Source organism: Cyclobacteriaceae bacterium (genome assembly GCA_025808415.1).
Taxonomy (GTDB): domain Bacteria; phylum Bacteroidota; class Bacteroidia; order Cytophagales; family Cyclobacteriaceae; genus UBA2336.
Window position 1 is genome coordinate 1,399,519 of record CP075525.1, and the last position, 22,266, is coordinate 1,421,784.

A 22,266-nucleotide genomic window follows, 5' to 3' on the forward strand; every position below is an offset into this window, starting at 1 on the left:
ACAAGTATTTAATCCCTCAAAGCCCTTCGCATATATTTCAAGCAGATGGGGCATTCCTTCCAGTTATGCCCACGGGCCGGGCAAAACTTTCTACCGTAATAGATAATCTGCAGGTGTGCTTTGTTCCATTTATTCTCCGGAATTAATCGCTTTAGATCTTTCTCAGTTTGTTCAACACTTTTTCCATTGGAAAGTCCCCAGCGGTAGGCAAGCCGGTGAATGTGTGTGTCAACCGGAAAGGCGGGTATGCCAAACCATTGGGTCATTACTACGGATGCTGTTTTATGTCCAACAGCCGGAAGTTCTTCCAGGGCTTCAAAAGAGGCAGGAACTTCACCGTTGTATTTTTCTACCAGGATTTTTGAAAGACCGTAAATCCCTTTTGATTTCATAGGCGATAATCCACAGGGCTTAATAATTTCTCTGATCTCTTCCACTGAAAGTTTGATCATGTCGTACGGATTATCCGCCAGCTTAAATAAATGCGGGGTGGTTTTGTTCACACGTTCATCCGTGCATTGAGCGGAAAGCAAAACAGAAATCAATAAGGTGTAGGCATCTTTATGATGGAGCGGTACCGGTGCTTCCGGAATGTATTTATCCAACAGCCTGAGTATGTCTTTTACTTTTTCGGATTTGGTCATGGGTTATAAAGCTCCAAGCTACAAGTTGCGAGCTTCAAGCTTTGTATTACTACCCTAAACTCGTAGCTCGCAGCTCGTGGCTACTTATACAAAAGATATTTTATTCTAAGTTCTTTGAAATGGTTCAATTCATCTTGCCAGCTCTCCCTGATCTGCGTTTCATCAAGACCCTGACGGATTTGCTCACGGAGTTTTGAGGTGCCCGCAAGTTTTTCAAAGTAGTTGTTAAAGAATTTATCCTTATCCGGAAAAGCCCTGTAAAAACTAATCAGGTAGCTTAAGTCAATATAAGGTTTAACGTTTACGTGTTGTAAGTCTAACCCATAGCACAATTTATTTTCCAACGGTGGATTTTTCGACATACCCTCAATGCTTACCGGTGTGAATTGAAACGGCATATTTTTTAGTTCAGGATGGCCAATAATCTGAAAGGGCATTTGGGTTCCCCTGCCTAAGCTGATCACCGTGCCTTCAAATAAACATATCGATGGATAAAGTTTAATCGCCTGATCATTAGGCAGGTTAGGTGAGGGTCTCACCGGTAAGGAGTAGGTGTCACTGTGTTTCCAGTTTTTTAGTGTAATTACTTCAAGGCTGCATTTCTTATTTTCTCCAAGCCAGCGCTCACCATTAATCATGTTCGCCAGTTCTCCCATGGTAAGGCCATGTACAATGGGAATGGGGTGCATCCCAACAAATGACATGTGCTGCTTTTCCATTATGGGTCCATCAACATAACTCCCATTGGGGTTGGGCCGGTCAAGCACGATTAGCTTCTTGTTATTTTCGGCACACGCTTCCATCACATAGTGAAGTGTGCTGATGTAGGTATAGAAACGCACGCCAACATCCTGAATGTCGAAGATTATCAAATCAATATCACCGAGTTGTTCGGGTGTTGGTTTTTTGTTGTTGCCGTACAGCGATACTACGGGCAATCCCGTCTTGCTATCATAGCCGTCTTTTATCTCTTCACCAGCCTCAACTGTTCCGCGAAAGCCATGTTCGGGCGCAAAAATTTTAACGAGGTTTGCACCACGCGATTTCAGGGAATCGACCAGGTGTGTTTTACCGATTAAGGAAGTATGGTTGACTACAATGCCTATACGCTGCGATCCGATAGTTGGTAAAAGCAGGTTAAGCTGCTGCGCCCCGGTAATAACATCGGCCTTTTCGACCGCGATATTTGAGGCAGATGGCACGGAAACAGCTTGCGGCTTGTTGCCGCATTGAAAGGCTATTAAAAGAAAGAGTAAAAACTTTATCTTGCCCACGGTTTAAAATATTTTACCAAAGTTGAACCTCTCATACTTCATATCCAAACGGATAAGTCGACAAACCAAAGAAGGTTTTGCAGCAACAATTTATAAAATAGCGGTTGCCAGCATTGGTATTGGGTTGGGTGCCGCAATTGTTGCCTTTTTGGTGATGCGGGGATTCCAGGACACCGTCAAAAACAAAATTTACAGCTTTAGTGGCAATTTGCTGATTACTAAGTTTACCATGAATAATTCGATGGAGGAAACGCCCATGTTAACCAACATCGATATATACAATAACCCGCAAGCTTATCCCGGGGTAAGGCATGTTCAGGAATATGCACACAAAGCCGGGTTGATTAAAACTGATGACGAAGTGCTGGGTGTTGTGGTAAAAGGAGTAGGCAAAAGTTATGATACAACCACCTTTCAATCCAATATGGTACTGGGCAGGTTTATCCATTTGCCCGACAGCGGTTATGCCAATGAAGTTGTACTCAGCAAAACGATTGCGAATAAAATCAAAGCCAACCTGGATGACCAGGTGGTGATCCATTTTTTTCAGAACCCACCCCGCTTCAGGAGGTTAAAAGTCGTAGGCATCTATGAAACAAACCTTTCCGAATATTTTGATGGTAAAATGGTGATTGGCGACCTCCGGATGATTGCCCGCCTGAATGAATGGGCTGACAGTGTGGCGGGGGGCATTGAAGTTTTTGTTCGGGATAATAATAAAATTGATGATGTTGGATATGCCATAGGGGAGAGGATAGATTTTGATCTAAACATTGTTTCGGTAAACGACAAGTATATCCAGGTATTTGAGTGGCTTCACCTCTTAAGCAGGCAAGTAAATATATTGCTGGGTGTGATACTGGCGGTTGTATGTGTTAATATGATCTCTATCATTTTAATATTGGTGATGGAGCGCACCCAAATGATTGGCATGTTAAAAGCCCTGGGCGCTCACGACCGCCTGATCAGAAGTATTTTTGTTTACAATGGTGTGGGTTTAATACTAAAAGGATTGTTGCTGGGTAATTTCATTGGCCTGGGTTTGTGTTTTATCCAGGATCGGTTTAAAATTGTTTCCCTTAACCCACAAGACTACTACATGAGTTTTGTGCCCATTAGCTGGCATTGGGAGATGGTAGTCATCCTTAATGTGCTTACCTTTTTTGTGGTTTCTGTAGTGTTGCTTTTACCCACGGCCATCATAGCCCGGGTTAACCCGATAAAGGCTATCCGGTTTGATTAATGCGGAAAGGATTCTTGTGCAAACTCCACCTTTTGCCAGTAGGGTGGTCGGTACCCGTTCTTTTCAATGAACGCTGCAATTTTTTGTTCCGTAGGGATTTTTACTTTTTGATAGATGTCAACAAACGAATTATTCTTCAACGCCCGGGTGGCGTTCATGCCTTCCGGGATAATGCCCGGCTTGCCCAACTTGTTCTGTAAAATGGAATAGCCTTTTACTATTCGGGCAAGCGGTAATAGAAATGGGTTGTAGGAAATATCCATGCCGGCATTGGCGCGCTCCAGCAAGGCATCCATAACGGCATTGTCTATATGATCTTTCATAAGTGTTTCCGGGTCACTCCATTCCGCGACTATGGAAAGTTGCGGATCGTACTCGAGGTCAGAGGGCATTTGGGTAACAAAATTTTCAACGCCAAAGGTGTTAAGCCATTTTGCTGTGCCAGGCGAAGAAATGGTTGATTCAGCCCGCCATAATTTTAGCCCATGTTTTTGGTAGGCAAAAGAGCCAACTTCCGAACAAAACATGGCTGAGGAATCGTAAAAATCCATTTTAAAATCGTAGGGGATATGCCTGCGGTTAGTCTCGTCCAGTGCAGTTTTTGCAACATGGTGCGGAAGCATAGGGTTGTTGATCAATTGCGGTAAATCAGCCCGGGGCCGTAAAACCATAAAGCGTAGTTTTTTATCTCCCAGGTATTCTTCTGCCGTGGCAATGGCTACACCTTTTTCAATGTGTGCTTCAATGAAACTGGCCTTACCCGTTTCGTCAACATGCAGCAGTGCTACATGCGAAAAATTTCCCGGGTAGTCGTTGCCACGCGAAATAAAAGCAGATACTTCAGCCCCACCACGCGAAACAAACAAGTCGCCACTATGCACCGTAATGCCTTGTAGGGTTGCGGAGGGTGTTACAGAAGGTTCGATTGTTACGTATTGAACAGGATTGAAGTTCACAGTATCCGCTTGTAGTAACACTTCTTCTATGGCTGCCCGCATACCATAGAGTAATGAATAGAGTGTTGCACGCTGTGCAGGATCATTTACATTCCAGTACCGGGATTGTCGTTTGATAAAATGCCTGATAGTAGTGTATTGTTCGAGGTATTCTTTTGATTGACCGGAGGCAGCCACCACGGCCGACCATTCAAAAAATTCAATTAATAACTGCTTGAGTCGATTGTCATTGAACTTTATTGAGTCGTCTTTTTCCAGTTGTGTAAAAAGAATGTTTACTGAAGTTCGTCTGGTGTACTCGAGCGAATCCACAAATGAACGGTAACGGGTTTTTAAACTTGTGAATTCTGCCTCAAGACTTTTCCAATGCCCGTCCATATTCCAGACAAAGGGTTCTGATTCGGCAACAAGAAAGGATGGCGACTCGCCATCGGGGATCATAAGCAATAAGTAAGCTACGATGAGCGGTATTGAAATCCGCAGCAGAATCTTTAGCCTCTTCATGCTCGCAGTTTACGGTATTTTTTAAACCAGCTTTGTACCTCCAATTGCAAGACACCAAAAAAGGCTTCTTTAAAAATGCCGGCCGACATTTTCGATTGTCCGCGGGTGCGTTCGGTAAAGATTATCGGTACTTCTTTAAGCCTGAAACCGTATTTCCACGTTTTGAATTTCAACTCAATCTGAAACGCATACCCTACAAATTTAATTTCCTGCAGGGGAATGGTCTCCAGTACTTTTCTACGGTAGCAAATGAATCCTGCCGTGGTATCGTGCACGGGCATGGAGGTAATAAGGCGAACGTACCAACTGGCAAACCACGAAAGCAGTACGCGCCCCATGGGCCAGTTCACTACATTTACCCCGGTGACGTAACGCGAACCAATGGCCATATCGTAATTTTCGGTTTCACAAGCCTCAATCAACCGCAAGAGGTCTTTGGGGTCATGCGAAAAATCAGCATCCATTTCCAAAACAAAGGCATAACCCTTTTCGAGGGCATAGTGAAAGCCGGCTATATAGGCTGTACCGAGTCCTTGTTTGCCTTGCCGCTTTAGTAAATGCAGGCGTGTAGTTAACTGGTTATATTTTTTTTGCAGGTCTTCAACCAGTTGTGCGGTGCCGTCAGGGGAATTATCGTCAACCACTAAAATATCTACGGGGCGATCAAGGGAAAACACCGCGTTAACCATTAACCCGATGTTTTCCCGTTCGTTATACGTAGGGATTATAACTATAGCGTTGCTCAATGTGGGGTAGTCAAATTTTGCGTAAAGTTAATCAATTTGCTTACCCCGTCCAGTTGGTTTGCGATGAGCGGCTATCGAAAAGTGTAGCTCACGCCAGTTCTACTTCATGCAGTTCTTTCGCCAGCTTCTGCTGTATTTCAAACGGCACTTGTGCAAACTCGGCAAAGCGTTGCGTAAAGCTGGCCCGCCCTTGCGACAATGAACGTAAGGTTGTTGAGTATCTATCCAATTCGGCTAAGGGCGTACGCGCTTTAATTACCTGGTATTTACCTTTCGAGTCTATTCCCATAATCATGGATCTTCGCGTTTGCAAGTCTCCCATAACTTCACCCATAATTTCTTCAGGTACCAGAATTTCAAGATCATAGATAGGTTCCAACAGGGTAGGTTCGGCATTCATAAAGGCTTCTTTAAAGGCCATCATGCCGGCAATTTTAAAGGAAATATCGTTTGAGTCTACCGGGTGCATTTTGCCATCGTACACCATTACGCGCACATCGCGTACGTAGGAATTTGTAACAGGGCCTTGCTCCATTTTTTCCATAATGCCCTTTTGTATGGAAGGGATAAACCGCGTATCGATTACACCCCCCACGATACAATTATAGAATACCAACTTACCGCCCCATTCCAGGTCGATTACTTCTTTGCCCCGTACGGAAAATTCTGTGGGTTCAGGCATCCCTTCAGCATAGGGTTCGATTTTCAGGTGCACCTCACCAAACTGCCCGGCACCACCCGATTGTTTTTTATGACGGTACATGGCCTGTGCCGGTTTGCGAATGGTTTCGCGATACGAAATGCGCGGGGCAATGAAATCAACATGTAGTTTGTAAACATTTTCCAAAAACCATTTACAAACGGCCAGGTGCATTTCGCCTTGTGCGGCAATAATCAGTTGCCTGAGTTCACGGGAGTAACCAACTTCAACCGTTGGATCTTCCTGGTGTATTTTATTCAGCACCTCACCAATTTTTTCATCGTCACCTTTACTTTGTGCCACAACGGCTGTCCGTATGCGAGGCTCGGGGTATTCAATCGGTTTTATGGTAATGTCAAATCCTTTGGCGCGCAGGGTTTGGTTGGTATAGGTGTCTTTAAGTTTTAGTGTGGCACCGATGTCACCGGCCACAAGCTTATCGACAGGGTTTCGTGTTTTTCCGTCCATTATAAAGAGTTGGTGGAATTTTTCTACCGCACCTGTTTGGCTGTTGATCAGTTCGGAAGATGAGGTGACCTCTCCGGAAATTACTTTGAAGAAGGTAAGTTTTCCAAGGTTAGGTTCAAGGTGTGTCTTAAACACGAAGAGTGCCGTTGGTTGGGTTGAATCAAAAGCAATTTCTTTTCCATCGATTGTAGTTTCAGGTTTTGCCTCCAGCGGTGAGGGCGCAACGTTATCGATAAAACCCATCATGCGACCGCTGCCCATATTTTTTTTGGCTGACATGACAAAAACAGGGAACACATCGTGGTGGATCATGCCGAGTTTTAGCCCGGCACGCATTTCATCCTCATCCAACGTGCCTTGTTCAAAATATTTCTCCATTAATTTCTCATCATTCTCAGCAGCTTTTTCTACGAGTTCATTGTGCAGACGATTGGCTTTTTCTTTTTCGCTATCTGGGATAGGAAGTTTTTCGGGCTTGCCACCTTCTGCCGGAAATTTATACATCACCATTTTCAGTAAATCAATGATGGCGTTAAATCCTTCGCCTTGATTTACCGGGTATTGCATTTGGGTTACGGCATTGCCGAAAGATTGCTTCAGGGATTCAAGTGCCTGATCAAAATTCGATTTCGGATGGTCAACCTGGTTAATGGCAAAGATGACCGGCTTACTAAACTGGTCGGCATAATTCCAGATCAATTCAGTGCTTACCTCTACGCCTTGCTGGGCGTTGATCACGACTACACATGTATCGGCCACGCGCAAGGCCGAAACCATTTCACCAACAAAGTCATCAAAGCCGGGTGTATCGATAATGTTGATTTTATAATCACGCCATTCGGTGTGTAAAACTGTAGCAAAAATTGAGTTGCCGCGTTCGTGTTCTATCTCGTGAAAATCAGAAACGGTATTCTGTCCTTCGATTGTGCCCCTGCGATGGGTGATACCCGCCTCAAAAATCATGTCTTCGGCAAGCAGGGTCTTGCCGCTTTTTGGGGCGCCCAGCAGTACGATGTTCTTCAGGTGTTTTTCGTCATATACCTTCATAGTCATAAAGTTTTAATGTTACTTGGGATAAGACCGTATGGCCTGTCAATAGCGCACACGTATGTTGTGTCAACCTTGAGTTTGATGTGGAAATGCGCTCACAATGATTTTCCATAAGCAAATGGTTACGTGAGACGATTTTGAGAAAAGGGAATTGAATTTATGAATAAATATTCAAAAACAGAACCTTCAGTTCAAATGGCTTTAAACTGATAAAAACACCGTTATTTAATGATTTAAATCAAGGGTTATACTGACTACCATCAGCATGCTGCGGTGTAGCCACACCTAATTTTATGCACATAAACAGGTCGAGAAAACCATGACAAAGAAAACAGTACCCCACCTCATTCTGCTTACCGGATTGCTTTTATTTTCTTATATGCTTAAGGCACAGACGCTTTATAAAGGTAAGCAAGTTAAAATGTCGGTTATTGGCAGTTCAACCCTGCACGAATGGGAATCGGAAGTAACCCAGGTAGAGAGCAATGGAACGCTAACCCTTGATGGTAGCCAGCTTACAGCCATTAAAGATGTTGTGGTAAAAATGCCGGTTACCGGAATAAAAAGCACCAAAGGCAGAACCATGGATAATAAAACCTATGAAGCCTTTAACTCCGATAAAAACCCCACCATTCAGTATAAACTTACCAGCGCCAGGATTTCAGGAAGTGGCGAGTATACGGTAACGGCAAATGGAAACTTATCCATGGCAGGAGCAACCAAGCCCATTGAGCTTGTTGCCAAGGCTAAAGTGCTTGCCAATGGCGATGTGCAGATTTCAGGCTCACAAAAATTGAACATGAAAGACTTTAATATGACACCGCCTACGGCCATGATGGGAGCCATAAAAGTTGGCGAAGAAGTAACCGTAAGGTTTGATATCACCTTAACACCAAACAAATAACCCAAACTGAATTTTAAACTTTAACAATTAACCTTTAACATAAAACAAATATGAAAACCAATGTCACTAAAATAAAACTATTGGGCATAGCCATGCTAATGGTTTTTGGTTCACGTGTAATGGCCCAACAACCGGCCATACAATATTTCCGTCCGTATGACCAACGCGGAATAAATGTATTCGAAACTACTAAGGAAGATACTGTTGAGTATGATGGTTTCAAGCTTCGCATCGGTGCGGGCTTTACCCAAGGGTATCAAAAATTGAAGCATAAAAACGGAATTGATCCCACCGGATTGTATGAAATGGGTGGAGGTTTTCCGCTGGCACAAGCTAACTTTAACATTGATGTGCAACTGTACGATGGTGTAGCATTGAACCTTGTTTCTTACATGTCATCTCACCACCACAACGAATTTTGGGTGAAAGGTGGTTACCTGCAAGTAGATAAAGTTACTTTCCTGAATAGTGAGTTTATGAACAACCTGTGGAAAAACTTAACCTTGAAAGTAGGCCACATGGAAATAAACTATGGTGATGCTCACTTCCGCAGAAGCGATGGTGGCCATACGTTATGGAACCCCTGGATTGAAAACAACATCATGGATGCATTTACTACTGAAATTGGTGCCGAGTTATACTGGAAAAAAGATGGTATCATAGCCATGATAGCCATGACCGATGGTGAAATACAAGGCAACGTTGCTGCTCCTTCACAACCGGCCGGTGCAAAACGTAAACCTGCCATTTATGGTAAACTGGGATACGATAAACAATTGCAAGATAACCTAAGGGTGCGTTTAACTGGGTCATTCTATTCCACAAAATCCTCTGTAAACAATACCATTTTTGGTGGCGACCGTACGGGCTCCAATTACCAGTTTGTTATGGACAATGCACCCGTTACGGTTACCGGTAATTATACCTCTGGTCGCTTTAACCCTGGTTTCCGCGACAACGTAACTACCTTTGTGATCAATCCTTTTATAAAATTCAGCGGACTTGAAGTATTCGGGACGTTTGAATTTGCGAAAGGCAAAAACCAATTTGAAAATGGTGAGGGCACTAACCCTGCCCGCGCGGCCATTGACGATCGCAAAGCCGACCAGATTGCCGCTGAAGCCCTCTACCGTTTTGGTAAGAACGAAAAATTCTATTTCGGTGGCCGTTACATAACCGTAAATGCCACTGTTGCCGAAGGTGTTACCGCAGCGAATGCCGGCATTCAATATGATGTTACCATTGACCGTCTGTCCATTGGTGGTGGTTGGTTCATTACCCGCAACATTTTATTGAAGGGTGAGTATGTGAACCAAAATTATGATGGTTTCCCGAACACGGGTGCCAACAACAGGTTTTTTGAAGGTAACTTTAAAGGATTCGTTATTCAAGGTGCAATCTCCTTCTAGTAGAGCTTAATAATGAAGTGAAAGGCCGGTTTAATCAACCGGCCTTTTTTGTTATAGACTTTAATTTTATGAATGTTGTTCAGGTTACTTCTGAAAACCGAGAAGCTTAAGCATACTCTCCTGCGTTTGTTCAGGTGCAAATAGCTTGGTTGAAATTTCGCCATCCTCATTCCGGTCAATCAGCACATGTTTGGGTGCAGGAATCAGGCAATGCTGAATGCCACCATACCCGCCTAATGATTCCTGGTATGCACCGGTGTGGAAAAAGCCAATGTACAATGGCTCTTCATCGTTGATCATTGGTAAAAATACTTCCCCGGTATGTGCTTCGGAGTTGTAATAATCATGGCTGTCGCAGGTTAAGCCACCCATGTTTACTTTATGGTAGGGATCATCCCATTTATTGAGCGCCAACAAGATGTATTTTTGGTTCAATCCCCAGGCATCGGGTAAATGTGTGATAAACGAGCCGTTGATCATATACCAAAGCTCCTTATCGTTTTGCAGTTTTTGATCCACCACCTGGTATAACACGGCACCGCTTTCGCCTACGGTGTAGCTTCCAAACTCGGTAAAGATATTCGGAACGGCTACATTGTTCTTTTCGCAAATCCACTTGATGTTTTCTACAATCTGCTCGATCATGTACTTGTAATCGTAATTGAACCAAAGCGACTGCTTGATGGGGAAACCACCACCAATATCAATGGAGTCAAGTGTTGGGCAGATTTTTTTGAGTTCGCAGTATTTAAAAATGAAACGGCTTAGTTCACTCCAGTAATAGGCCGTGTCTTTTATCCCGGTGTTGATAAAGAAGTGAAGCATTTTAAGGGATGCTTTTTCACTTTTTTCTATTTTCTCTCTATAAAGCGAATTAATGTCACTGTAGCGAATGCCCAAGCGTGAGGTATAAAATTCAAACTTAGGTTCTTCATCCGCTGCTACCCGTATGCCAACCTGGTAAGGTTTGTTAACGTGTGCTTCATAATGATCAATCTCGCTCAGGTTGTCCAGTATCGGAATGCAATTATTGAAGCCATCGTTCAATAATTCGGTGATGTATTGCCGGTACAATGGCATTTTAAAACCATTGCAAATAATATAGGTGTCTTTCGAGATTTTACCTTGATCAAATAAGCTTCGCACAATCGGAATATCGAACGATGATGAAGTTTCTATATGCACATCGTTCTTCAGGGCCTCTTCCAACACAAACGAAAAGTGTGATGATTTCGTGCAGTAACAATAGGTGTACGTTCCGTTGTATTTGAACTTTTCCATGGCCGCCTGAAAAGTGGCCTTGGCGTACCGGATGTTTTCACTTATGCGGGGCAGATAGGTGAGCTTCAGCGGTGTGCCATACTCTTTTATAATGTCCATCAACGGTACATCATTAAACAGTAATTCGTGATCGCGTACTTTAAATTCTTTTTGCGGGAACTCAAAGGTTTGTTCAATCAGTTCGCGGTAGCTCTTCATTGTGGTGGTTCGTTATTCGTTATTCGTTATTGGTATTTAGTTAGGGTTGCCGCCCTTAGAAGGTGACCAACGAATAACCAGCAACCATTAACGAATTAAAAAAGGATGCAATATTGCCATAAATTTGCCATCTTTGCAACGCATTCTAAGCATGATAAATCGATACAACAAACTGCCTTTAGACCTGATTTACATTGGGTTACGTGCCCTGCCCGATTTCTAAGGGCGGATAAACTTTATCCTGTTTTTTCCATGTTGGTTGGTTTGTTTTAAGATTTGTTTAAATACTCTTTAGTCGTGAAATCCATAAAAATCATAGAAGTAAAGTCTGAAATCGGGGCAGGTACCCGGGGCGCAAGCTTAGGTGTTGAGGCTATGAAAATTGCCAGCCTTGACCTTAAATCGGATTTTTTTAAACAGCACGAATCCGTTGAAGTGGAACACGTAAACGAGCTGCTTTTCGATGGCGCCAAGCACGCCTATGCCAAGTTTATTGATGGCGTAATGATTATGGAGGAGCGCGTTTGCTTAGAAGTGTACGAAACCATTTGGGATGATTTTTTCCCGGTGATACTTGCCGGTGATCACAGCACAGCCTATGGAACAATTGCCGGTATTAAAAAATCAAACCCGGGCGCCCGGCTCGGGGTGATATGGATTGATGCCCATGCCGACATCCACACACCGTTTACAACCCCTTCGGGCAACATGCACGGTATGCCTTTGGCCATGGCATGCGGCATCGATAACCTGGAGTGTAAGGTAAACGACCCACGGGGAGAAACCCTGGAGTACTGGGAACAAATAAAAAACGTAGGTATGCCGGGGGCAAAGGTATATCCCGAAGATATCGTGTACATCGCGGTGCGCGACCTGGAGAAACCTGAAAACTACCTGATCAATAAGTACAACATTAATTTTATAGAGACGGATGAAGTGAAAAAGTTTGGGCCCGCGGTTGTTGCGCACAAAGCACTTCAAATGCTCGATCACTGCGACCACATTTATGTTTCGTTTGATGTTGACAGCATGGACAGCCGCATATCAAGCGGAACGGGCACACCGGTACCAAATGGTTTAACGGTTGATGAGGCGAAAACCCTTAATGCAGAGTTGGCAAAAAGCCCCAAATTGGTAGCATGGGAAATTGTGGAAGTAAACCCGACATTAGACAGCCAGAATCAAATGGCTGAAAATGCTTTTGAAATTTTAGAGGCCACTACGCAAGCGATCATTAACCGGCCGGTAACGGTGGAGTAATCTCAAATTCATTATTCAAAGTTCAACATCTTAAATGTTGCTGGGTTTCTGTATTTTCGCACCCACAAAATTTCAGAATTATGAGCCAAAACCGCCCCATCTCAGCCTTTATTGAAAAGCATTACCTGCACTTTAACGCTGCTGCACTGGTTGATGCAGCCAAGGGTTATAAAAAACACCTTGCCGAGGGCAAGAAAATGATGGTTACCCTGGCCGGTGCTATGAGCACAGGCGAACTTGGGATCAGCTTTGCCGAAATGATCCGCCAAAATAAAGTTCATATTATTTCCTGCACCGGTGCCAACCTGGAGGAAGATATTATGAATTTGGTGGCGCATTCGCACTATCGCAGAATCCCGAATTACCGCGACCTTACCCCCGAACAGGAATGGGACCTTTTACAAAACCACTTGAACCGGGTTACCGATACCTGCATTCCTGAAGAAGAAGCTTTCCGTAGATTACAAGCCCATCTGTTTAAAGTTTGGAAAGATGCTGAAGACAAAGGTGAGCGGTTGTTCCCCCATGAGTTTATGTTCCGCCTGCTCAACAGTGGTGAGTTGAAGCAATACTACGAGATCGATCCGAAGAACTCGTGGATGATTGCTGCCGCAGAGAAAAATTTACCGATGGTGGTACCGGGATGGGAAGACTCAACCATGGGAAATATTTTTGCTTCTTATTGTGTTACCGGTGAACTTAAACCTTCTACCATGAAGAGTGGTATTGAATACATGGTTTGGTTGGCCGACTGGTATACTGAAAATGCCGGTACCGAAGGTATAGGCTTTTTCCAGATAGGTGGTGGTATAGCCGGTGATTTCCCGATATGCGTTGTGCCCATGTTGCACCAGGATTTAGAGCGTGATGGCGTTCCGTTCTGGAGTTACTTTTGCCAGATCAGTGATTCAACAACATCATACGGTTCTTATTCCGGAGCCGTGCCGAACGAAAAAATAACGTGGGGTAAGCTCAGCATTGATACGCCTAAGTATATCATAGAGTCGGATGCAACCATTGTTGCTCCGTTGATTTTTGCGTACATTCTTGATATGTAAAATTGGGTTGTTGGTTGTTAGTTGTTAGATATTGGTGTCGCACGAACAACTAACAACTAATAACTAACAACTCTTGTTTAATGAATTTAGATATTACCCTTCGCTCCGAAATACAAAAAGCTGTTCTACAACTTTTCAATAATACAGCTGATCAGTTTCAATTGCAGCCGACCAATGCTGAGTTTGAAGGATCGCATACGTTGGTATGTTTTCCGTTAACGAAGGTTTCTAAAAAAAATCCGGAAGAAACTGCGAAAGCAATAGGGGAGTACCTGGTTGCGAACACAACCATTGTAACACGGTACAATGTTGTGAAAGGCTTTTTGAATTTGGTAATTGCCGATGCTGCATGGATAAACATGTTTCAAACGATTTATGCAAACAAGCAGTTTGGAACCCTTCCAGCGAATGGAAAGGAAATTATGGTGGAATATTCTTCGCCTAATACCAACAAGCCGCTTCATCTCGGGCATTTGCGCAATAATTTTTTAGGCTGGAGCGTAGCCGAACTGTACAAAGCCATCGGTTACACCGTTCATAAAGTGCAGATCATCAACGATCGCGGTATCCACATCTGTAAAAGCATGGCTGCGTGGAAACTTTTTGGTAACGGTGAAACACCTCAGAGTAGCGGTATCAAAGGCGATCATCTTGTTGGTAAATACTATGTCGAGTTCGACAAGAATTATAAAGCCCAAACAAAGGAACTTGTCGATAAAGGATTAAGCCAGGAGGAAGCCGAAAAGCAAGCGCCCATAATGCAATTGGCCGTGGATATGCTGCGTAAATGGGAAGCAAAGGATGAAGAAACCGTTGCCCTATGGAAGTTGATGAACGGTTGGGTATACTCAGGCTTTGAGGCCACCTATAAAAAAATGGGTGTTGATTTTGATAAACTGTATTACGAATCAGACACCTATTTACTTGGCAAAGATGAAGTACTGAAAGGCGTTGATTCCGGTGTGTTCTTTAAAAAAGAGGATGGCTCCGTTTGGGTTGACCTTTCGGCAGACGGGTTGGATCAGAAAGTACTGTTGCGTTCTGATGGAACATCGGTGTACATGACGCAGGATATTGGTACCGCCATTCTTCGCTTTCGCGATTTTCCTAAAATTGAAGGCCAGATATATACAGTAGGCAACGAGCAGGAGTACCACTTCAAAGTGTTGTTCCTGATTCTCGTAAAGCTTGGTTACGCGTGGGCAAAGAAGTGTTATCACCTGTCGTACGGCATGGTTGATTTGCCAACCGGCAAAATGAAATCACGTGAAGGTACGGTGGTAGATGCGGACGATTTGATGGTAGAGATGATTAAAGAGGCCGAAAAGCAAACGCGTGAGTTAGGTAAGATAGAAGGCTTTGGTGATGATGAAGCGCAACAATTATTTGAGATGATTGGCTTGGGCGCGTTAAAGTTTTTCCTGCTAAAAGTTGATCCTAAAAAACGAATGTTGTTCGATCCGAATGAATCAATACAACTACAAGGTTTTACAGGACCGTTTATTCAATACACACATGCCCGCATCCGTGCTATTCTGCGCAAAGCTGAGTCGATGAATATCACTACATCCGAAGGTGATTTTTCATCGGTTGCATCGCTTGAGCCATCTGAGCGTACGGCACTCTATTTACTGAGTACATTCGAAAATAAGTTACGAGAAGCAGCACTTGCTTATTCCCCGGCAATAATGGCTAACTATGCCTATGAACTGGCAAAAATTTATAACCAGTTCTATCAGTCTATTCCAATTTTTAATGAAACAGACCCGGCTAAATTAAAATTCAGGATTGCCTTGTCGGCTGTTGTTGCCAATGTTTTGAAAAAATCCATGAACCTGTTGGGTATCCATGTTCCAGAGCGCATGTAATTAAAATAGCGCCATGAAATACCTTCTTGAAAACAAGCAATCAGAACGATTGTTTTTTCGGAAAATCCAATCCTCTGACGCAGATCAGTGGTTTCCGTTTTTTACCGACCCCAACAACCATCTGTACTGGCCGGAAGAGCGGGGTACACCCGAGGAAGAATGCAGTAAGTGGTTTGAAAAACAGGCTTACCGATACGAAAACGATCTCGGTGGAATGAATGCGCTGATTGAAAAATCATCAGGGTTATTGGTGGGTTATGCAGGGTTATTGGTTCAGGAAGTTGATGGCAAGCAAGAACTTGAAATCGCTTATTCACTTTTGCCAACTTATTGGGGTAGAGGTTATGCCACAGAGGCGGCTATGAAATGCAAGGAGTATGCCTTTGAAAATGATTTCGCTGAGTCGCTCATTTCGATTATTAGTTTGCCCAACGTTCCTTCTCAAAAGGTTGCCCTTAAAAACGGTATGACAATTGAAAAACAAAGCCTTTACAAGAATATACCCGTTTATATTTTCAGGATTTTTCGGCCTGTTAACCCTTAAAAGCCGTAACTTTATTTTCTGAACATTTTGTCAATCCTGCTTGTTTATTCACCATAACCCTTCCCGCTATGAAATTATTGATTACACTTTTTGCTTCCTTTATGCTAAGTGCAACTTCTGTTTATGATTTTAAAATCAATTCCATTGATGGTGAGTTGATTGATTTCTCAAAATACAAAGGCAAAACCCTGCTGATTGTAAACGTGGCCTCTAAGTGCGGCTATACACCACAATATGCCGACCTGGAAAAACTTCACGAAACGCATGGCAACAAAATCGTGGTGCTGGGATTTCCGGCAAACAACTTTGGGGGGCAAGAGCCTGGCAGCAATCTTGAAATTGCTGAATTTTGCCAGAAAAATTATGGTGTGAAGTTTCAGATGTTTGAAAAAATCTCGGTAAAGGGTGATGACCAACATGCACTTTATAAATTCTTAAAAGAGAAAACCGGAAGCGAACCTTCCTGGAATTTCTGTAAATACCTTGTTAAACCTGATGGTACCGTGAAGTTTTTTGCTTCAAAGGTGAATCCGATGGATAAGCAGATACTGGATGAAATTAACTAAGATCATACTCTTCACTGTTATCGCTATGGGATTAGCTGCATTCTTATCGAACAAACTTTCGAAATCTGAACCTTTACAGGCAACAGGATCAATCTATGATTTTAAAATTCCGGGCCTTGATGGTGAAATTATCGATTTTTCGAAATTCAAGGGGAAGAAGTTGTTGATTGTGAACACGGCATCGAAGTGTGGTAAAACACCACAATATGCCGATTTACAAAAGTTACACGAGCAATATGGTGATAGAATAATTGTGCTTGGTTTCCCGGCTAACAACTTTCTTTGGCAGGAGCCTGGTAGTAATCAGGATATAGCTGAATTCTGTGAGCGTAATTACGGTGTAACGTTTCAAATGTTTGAGAAAATCTCGGTAAAAGGAAAGGATAGACATCCCTTATACACGTGGTTGGAAGCAAAGACCGGAAAAACCCCTGATTGGAATTTTGCAAAATACCTGGTAAGTGAAGATGGGGTAACCGTTACTTTTTTTAACTCCAGCACAAAGGCTTTCGAAAAGCCTATTATGGATAAAATTCTGTAAGGATAGTGTTAGGCCGATTAATAAGTATAAAACCCTTTTCTATCGATGCCGGTGTACTTTTACTCCGGCTTTTTTCTGGCCTGTTCATGATGCACTACGGTTGGAAAAAATTTACCGGTTTTGCGGAACGTGCCCAATCTTTCCCTGATCCCTTTCACATTGGAAGCCCTGCCTCGTTAGGCCTTACCATTTTTGGAGAACTGATTTGCCCGGTTTTTATTGTTCTTGGTTTATTCACGCGTTTGTCACTCATTCCATCCATCATTACCATGCTGGTAGCAACATTTTATGCCCATGCCGGCCAATCCATTATTGAGCGCGAGCACGCTATTTCATTTCTAATACCTTACCTGGCAATCTTTCTCATCGGACCTGGCCGTTATTCCATAGATGCCCTAAGGAATAAATAATTATTTTTGTTGCAACCATGGAAATAAAAAACTGGATTTCGGCCTTTCGATTACGCACCTTGCCTTTGGCATTGGCCTGCATCGGTATGGGTGGATTTTTAGCTGCTTCGCAAGGCGCATTTCGAACAGACATTTTTATCCTGTGTGCATTAACCACCATCTTCCTTCAGGTATTGTCTAACCTGGCCAATGATTATGGCGACTCTGTGCACGGAGCAGACCATGCCGGAAGAAAGGGACCAAACCGGGCTGTCCAAACCGGGGCCATTTCACCTACACAAATGAGAAATGCTGTGTTTGTTTTCGTGGGCTTGTGCCTTACCAGTGGAATTAGTTTACTCCTCCTTTCTTTCGGATTTAACTGGAATGCCTTTCTGTTCTTTTTTGGCTTGGGGTTGTTAAGCATTTTAGCAGCAGTAGCCTACACGGTAGGAAGAAAGCCCTATGGCTACATGGGATTAGGGGATGTTTCTGTATTGATCTTCTTTGGATTGGTGGGCGTGCTGGGTTCGGTATACCTGTTTACCAGGCAGGTTAACCCGCTACAGATTTTACCGGCCATGAGCTGCGGTTTTTTTTCAATGGGTGTACTCAATATTAATAATATACGCGACATTGAATCCGATAGGATTGCCGGAAAATTTTCTATTCCTGTTCGCATCGGAAAGCAAAAGGCTGCGCGCTATCATTGGCTTTTGTTGATGGGTGGTCTTTTGTCGGCAGTGATTTATAACCTGGTCGCATTTTCGTCAGCCTGGCAATTCCTTTTTTTGTTAATTGTGCCGCTTTTTGTTCGCAACGGTATGGCTGTTCAAAAAAAAGCTGAGCACGAATTGGATCCCTACCTCAAGCAAATGGCATTGTCTACTTTGTTGTTTGTGCTTTTGTTTGGTTTCGGCCAATTAATGGCCTAAGAGGCATTTTTACCACAAAATTTCTATTCTGTCATTAGCGGGTTGTGGCTTATTTTTAATTGATTTTAATCAGTTTTAGCTATGATTACAGTCACTAAATACAGAATTTAAGGTTAATAATTTTAGGTCAGAAATAAATCCCCGAAAGTCATGAAAAAGATACTGGTTCCCTGCGATTTTTCAGAACAAGCTGTAAATGCTTTTCGGTTTGCATTCGATATTGCCACCCAGGCAAAGGGCGAGATTCATTTAATCAATGTTGTTGAAGTACCGGTATTGCACGATTCAGTGCTGATGCCCGTAATGGCATTTGAGGAAGCTTTGTTTAAAGAACTGCGCGAAAAGGCTGAGAAGCAGTTTAAAAAAATTATCGACAAATATGCTGCCGGTAAAGTGAAGGTGGAGAGCAAAGTAATTTTTGGTCCTGTAAGCCGCATGCTGTTTGATTACATAGAAGAGAAGGGTATTGACCTTGTAGTTATGGGAACCAAAGGTGCCAGTGGTGTGCGGGAGGTTTTGATTGGTTCAAATGCAGAGAAAATGGTTCGCAATTCACCGGTTCCTGTAATTGCCATTAAAAAATATGTTAAGGGCACTTCCATCAAGAATATTGTATTTCCCAATACCCTGAATACTGAAAACCAGGAGGATTTGGTTTTGAAGGTAAAAGCTTTACAGAATTTCTTTAAGGCTACCCTGCATATTGTGTGGATTAATACCCCTACCAATTTTACACGTGATACCATCACGCTGAAACGCCTGAATGCCTTTGCCAAACGTTTCATGCTTAAGGATTTTACGATTAATGTCTTCAACGATCCATACGAAGAAGCCGGGGTTAACAATTTCGCACAGGAAATTGGAGCCGATATGATCGCGATGGGCACCCATGGCCGTAAAGGTTTGGCACACTTCTTTAGCGGAAGCGTGGCAGAAGATGTTGTCAATCACGTTGAATGCCCGATCTGGACCAGCACAATCAAGAAATAAAGTATTCCATATTCTTTAACCAACCCGGGGTTCGAACTTCTTCCTGATGGAAACGCTGATTAAGACAGACCTTACGTGTTATCATTGTGGCCAGCCTTGTGACGATACGTTATGGAAGGATGATAAATCGTTTTGCTGTTACGGATGCCAAACCGTTTACGAGATACTTAGCGCAAACGATTTGTGTGCATACTACGACTTTGAGAAAAACCCCGGTACACAACTGCGTTATGTTTCAGAAGAAACCTACACTTTTTTGGATGAGAAAGACATCCGGAAGAAAATATTGACTTTTGATTCCGAAACATTTGCGAGGGTTCAGTTTTATGTACCGGCCATACACTGCGTTTCGTGCATTTGGCTGCTGGAAAACCTGCAAAAGCTAGAGCGGGGGATCCTGCGTTCAGAAGTAAACTTTGTGCAGAAAACCGTTACCATTGATTTTAAACCGCAGGCGGTTGCCTTAAGTACGGTATCCAAACTGATGGCTTCGATTGGCTATGCCCCTAAAATCAACCTGGATGCTGAAACTAAAACCTACGCATCTGCTACGTTCGATAAGCCATTGTTATTGAAATTGTCGATCGCTGGTTTTTGCTTCGGCAACATCATGCTGCTGAGTTTTCCGGAGTATCTTGGGTTGGATAAAGCCGCTGACGGAGACCTTATCCATATTTTTTCGTGGTTGAATATCGCTTTGGCTATCCCGGTTTTTCTGTATAGCGACATCGATTACCTCACCGCAGCCTGGAAAAGTTTCAAACAGCGACAGATCAACATTGATGTTCCGATAGCGGTGGGTTTGGTTGCTTTGTTCCTGCGTAGCACATGGGATATTGTAACCGGCTATGGGCCCGGCTACATGGATTCGTTCACCGGACTCGTGTTCTTTCTGTTAATTGGCCGATGGTTTCAAAACAAAACGTACGAGAGCCTGGCATTCGATCGTGACTTTAAGGCTTACTTTCCGTTGGCTGTTTTGCGCCTTGAAAAAAACACGACCCCTGAAAACGAGTGGGTGCCGGTTGTTGTTTACGACCTGGACAAGGGCGACCAGGTAAAAATCCGTAACATGGAAATTATTCCGGCTGATAGCCTCCTGCTTGATGATGAAGCATTTATCGATTACAGTTTTGTTACAGGCGAATCTAAACCAGTAAAAGTAGGCAAAGGCGAACTGGTGTATGCCGGGGGCAAACTGATTGGCCAACCGGTTAGGTTAGTGGTAGAGAATAAAACTTCACAAAGCCACCTAACCAGTTTATGGAATAACGAAGCCTTTCAAAAACCGGAAGAAAGCAAATACAAGCGGTTAATTGATCGGGCAGCCCGAAGGTTCACCTGGGTGATTCTTGGATTGACCCTGGTTACTGCCCTTTATTGGTACATTGTTGATCCTGCGCAAGTATGGCTGATAATAACCTCGGTGTTAATTGTGGCTTGTCCATGTGCGCTGGCCTTAACTGCACCATTTGCGTATGGTAATATGCTGAGGGTGTTTGGTCGCAATAAACTTTACTTAAAGAATGCCGATGTTATAGAACGGATGGCCACCGTTAATTCGGTGGTGTTTGATAAAACCGGCACTGTAACACATGGAACTGATCCGGAAGTTGAATTTACTGGAGAACTTTCGGACGAAGAATTGGGTTGGATTAGCACGCTTACCGGGTACTCTACCCACCCGTTAAGCAAATTAATTCATAAAAATATACTTAGGCGGTCAACTGGCTTTGTTACCGGTTTTAAAGAATTGCCGGGTAAAGGAATAGAAGGTAACTTGCAAGGCAATTTTATACGCCTTGGTTCCGCAGCATTTACCGGGTTTCACGAACGGATAGACGATGCGTCATCAACGGTGTTTGTTGCCATAAATCGAGAGGTTCGCGGGTACTTTAGTATCCGTACCGCAGTCCGGAAAAATATTCAAAATATGTTGGGCCGGTTGGGGGATAAATGTGAGGCGATGCTTTCGGGGGACAGTAAAGCTGATAAGGTGCTGATGAGTACATTGTTTCACCCAACCGCTCAACTACTTTTTAATCAAAGCCCGCATGATAAACTGGATTTCATCAGCAACCTGCAACATGCCGGCAAAAAGGTTATGATGCTGGGGGATGGATTGAACGATTCCGGAGCTTTGAAGCAAAGCGATGTGGGCATTGCTGTAACCGATGATACCGGGGTGTTTACCCCAGCTTGCGATGGGATTTTACAGGGTGATCAGATTGGCATACTGGATCGTTTTTTGACTTTGGCCAAATCGGCAACCACTATTGTAAAAGCCGGATTCGTATTGTCATTTATGTATAATGCCATTGCCTTGAGTTTTGCAGTGTCAGGTCATCTTACCCCATTGGTGGCGGCTATACTTATGCCGCTTAGCAGCATTAGTGTAGTGGTGTTCACTACCGTTGCGGTAAATATTGCCGCCAAAAGTCAGCTAAAAAGCTATACAGTAAACACCTGAGTTATGTCCATCATTATCCTGCTCATATTTATCAGTATCTCCATTGCTTTCATTTTCCTGTTAATATTTTATTGGAGCATGAAGAGCGGACAGTACGATGACACCTACACACCTTCGGTAAGGATGCTCTTCGAAGATAAGACAAAGAAAAAATCTGATGTAAAGGAGGAAGCAACCAAATCCTAAATTTTTTAGACCGTATTTTTCGGCTAACCATACCCTGCCTGATTTCCTGACTTTTGTCATAGAAAGTTTCAATAACATTTTC

20 protein-coding genes are annotated in these 22,266 nt (G+C 43.3%); 14 read left to right on the top strand and 6 right to left on the bottom strand.

Features of this window, described 5'->3' with window-relative positions:
- Positions 1–8 precede the first annotated feature (8 nt).
- Positions 9–644, bottom strand: coding sequence for an endonuclease III (gene nth / locus KIT51_06620; GenBank protein ID UYN87921.1), 636 nt, complete (start codon positions 642–644; stop codon positions 9–11).
- Between the two features lie 80 nt (positions 645–724).
- Positions 725–1,885 carry a DUF1343 domain-containing protein gene (locus tag KIT51_06625; GenBank protein UYN88516.1) on the bottom strand — a complete coding sequence of 387 codons (1,161 nt, stop codon included), beginning with the start codon at positions 1,883–1,885 and terminating at the stop codon, positions 725–727.
- Positions 1,886–1,940: 55 nt separating this feature from the next.
- On the opposite strand from KIT51_06625, the gene KIT51_06630 reads away from it, so the two are divergent.
- The gene (locus KIT51_06630; GenBank protein UYN87922.1) at positions 1,941–3,161 is read left to right on the top strand and encodes an ABC transporter permease; all 1,221 of its coding nucleotides are present in this window, start codon (positions 1,941–1,943) and stop codon (positions 3,159–3,161) included.
- Here KIT51_06630 and KIT51_06635 read toward each other — a convergent pair.
- The 3 genes from KIT51_06635 to KIT51_06645 all read right to left on the bottom strand — a co-directional run bounded on the left by KIT51_06635 (position 3,158) and on the right by KIT51_06645 (position 7,582).
- Positions 3,158–4,621 carry a hypothetical protein gene (locus KIT51_06635; protein ID UYN87923.1) on the bottom strand — a complete coding sequence of 488 codons (1,464 nt, stop codon included), beginning with the start codon at positions 4,619–4,621 and terminating at the stop codon, positions 3,158–3,160. The genes KIT51_06630 and KIT51_06635 overlap by 4 nt on opposite strands.
- On the bottom strand, positions 4,618–5,367 hold the full coding sequence (locus tag KIT51_06640) for a polyprenol monophosphomannose synthase (GenBank protein UYN87924.1): 750 nt from the start codon (positions 5,365–5,367) through the stop codon (positions 4,618–4,620). Before KIT51_06640 ends, KIT51_06635 begins: the two co-directional genes overlap by 4 nt.
- 88 nt (positions 5,368–5,455) lie before the next feature.
- Positions 5,456–7,582, bottom strand: a complete 2,127-nt coding sequence (locus KIT51_06645; GenBank protein ID UYN87925.1) for an elongation factor G — start codon at positions 7,580–7,582, stop codon at positions 5,456–5,458.
- Positions 7,583–7,904: 322 nt separating this feature from the next.
- Between KIT51_06645 and KIT51_06650 the strand changes: the two genes are divergently transcribed.
- Complete coding sequence (locus KIT51_06650) at positions 7,905–8,489, top strand: YceI family protein (GenBank protein ID UYN87926.1); 585 nt, start codon at positions 7,905–7,907, stop codon at positions 8,487–8,489.
- A gap of 119 nt (positions 8,490–8,608) precedes the next feature.
- On the top strand, positions 8,609–9,898 hold the full coding sequence (locus KIT51_06655; GenBank protein ID UYN88517.1) for a hypothetical protein: 1,290 nt from the start codon (positions 8,609–8,611) through the stop codon (positions 9,896–9,898).
- Between the two features lie 84 nt (positions 9,899–9,982).
- Here the strand turns inward: KIT51_06655 and KIT51_06660 are convergent, their stop codons facing one another.
- Positions 9,983–11,377, bottom strand: coding sequence for an arginine decarboxylase (locus tag KIT51_06660; protein ID UYN87927.1), 1,395 nt, complete (start codon positions 11,375–11,377; stop codon positions 9,983–9,985).
- 297 nt (positions 11,378–11,674) lie between these two features.
- Between KIT51_06660 and KIT51_06665 the strand changes: the two genes are divergently transcribed.
- The 11 genes from KIT51_06665 (at position 11,675) to ccoS (ending at position 22,184) form a co-directional block, all read left to right on the top strand.
- Complete coding sequence (locus KIT51_06665; protein ID UYN87928.1) at positions 11,675–12,637, top strand: arginase; 963 nt, start codon at positions 11,675–11,677, stop codon at positions 12,635–12,637.
- Between the two features lie 80 nt (positions 12,638–12,717).
- A complete protein-coding gene (locus KIT51_06670; GenBank protein UYN87929.1) occupies positions 12,718–13,695 on the top strand; it encodes a deoxyhypusine synthase family protein in 978 nt (325 codons plus the stop codon).
- Positions 13,696–13,775: 80 nt separating this feature from the next.
- Positions 13,776–15,563, top strand: a complete 1,788-nt coding sequence (locus KIT51_06675; protein ID UYN87930.1) for an arginine--tRNA ligase — start codon at positions 13,776–13,778, stop codon at positions 15,561–15,563.
- A 13-nt stretch (positions 15,564–15,576) separates the two neighbouring features.
- Positions 15,577–16,107, top strand: a complete 531-nt coding sequence (locus tag KIT51_06680; protein UYN87931.1) for a GNAT family N-acetyltransferase — start codon at positions 15,577–15,579, stop codon at positions 16,105–16,107.
- 101 nt (positions 16,108–16,208) lie between these two features.
- Entirely contained in the window at positions 16,209–16,673 is a 465-nt protein-coding gene (locus tag KIT51_06685; protein UYN88518.1) for a glutathione peroxidase, read from the top strand.
- Complete coding sequence (locus tag KIT51_06690; GenBank protein UYN87932.1) at positions 16,660–17,214, top strand: glutathione peroxidase; 555 nt, start codon at positions 16,660–16,662, stop codon at positions 17,212–17,214. The genes KIT51_06685 and KIT51_06690 overlap by 14 nt, the downstream gene beginning before the upstream one ends.
- An 86-nt stretch (positions 17,215–17,300) precedes the next feature.
- Positions 17,301–17,624 carry a DoxX family protein gene (locus KIT51_06695; protein ID UYN87933.1) on the top strand — a complete coding sequence of 108 codons (324 nt, stop codon included), beginning with the start codon at positions 17,301–17,303 and terminating at the stop codon, positions 17,622–17,624.
- A gap of 17 nt (positions 17,625–17,641) precedes the next feature.
- Entirely contained in the window at positions 17,642–18,538 is an 897-nt protein-coding gene (locus tag KIT51_06700) for a 1,4-dihydroxy-2-naphthoate polyprenyltransferase (GenBank protein ID UYN87934.1), read from the top strand.
- 150 nt (positions 18,539–18,688) lie between these two features.
- Positions 18,689–19,528, top strand: coding sequence for a universal stress protein (locus tag KIT51_06705; protein ID UYN87935.1), 840 nt, complete (start codon positions 18,689–18,691; stop codon positions 19,526–19,528).
- Between the two features lie 46 nt (positions 19,529–19,574).
- Entirely contained in the window at positions 19,575–21,998 is a 2,424-nt protein-coding gene (locus tag KIT51_06710; protein UYN87936.1) for a heavy metal translocating P-type ATPase metal-binding domain-containing protein, read from the top strand.
- Positions 21,999–22,001: 3 nt separating this feature from the next.
- Complete coding sequence (gene ccoS, locus KIT51_06715; GenBank protein ID UYN87937.1) at positions 22,002–22,184, top strand: cbb3-type cytochrome oxidase assembly protein CcoS; 183 nt, start codon at positions 22,002–22,004, stop codon at positions 22,182–22,184.
- Positions 22,185–22,266: the final 82 nt, after the last annotated feature.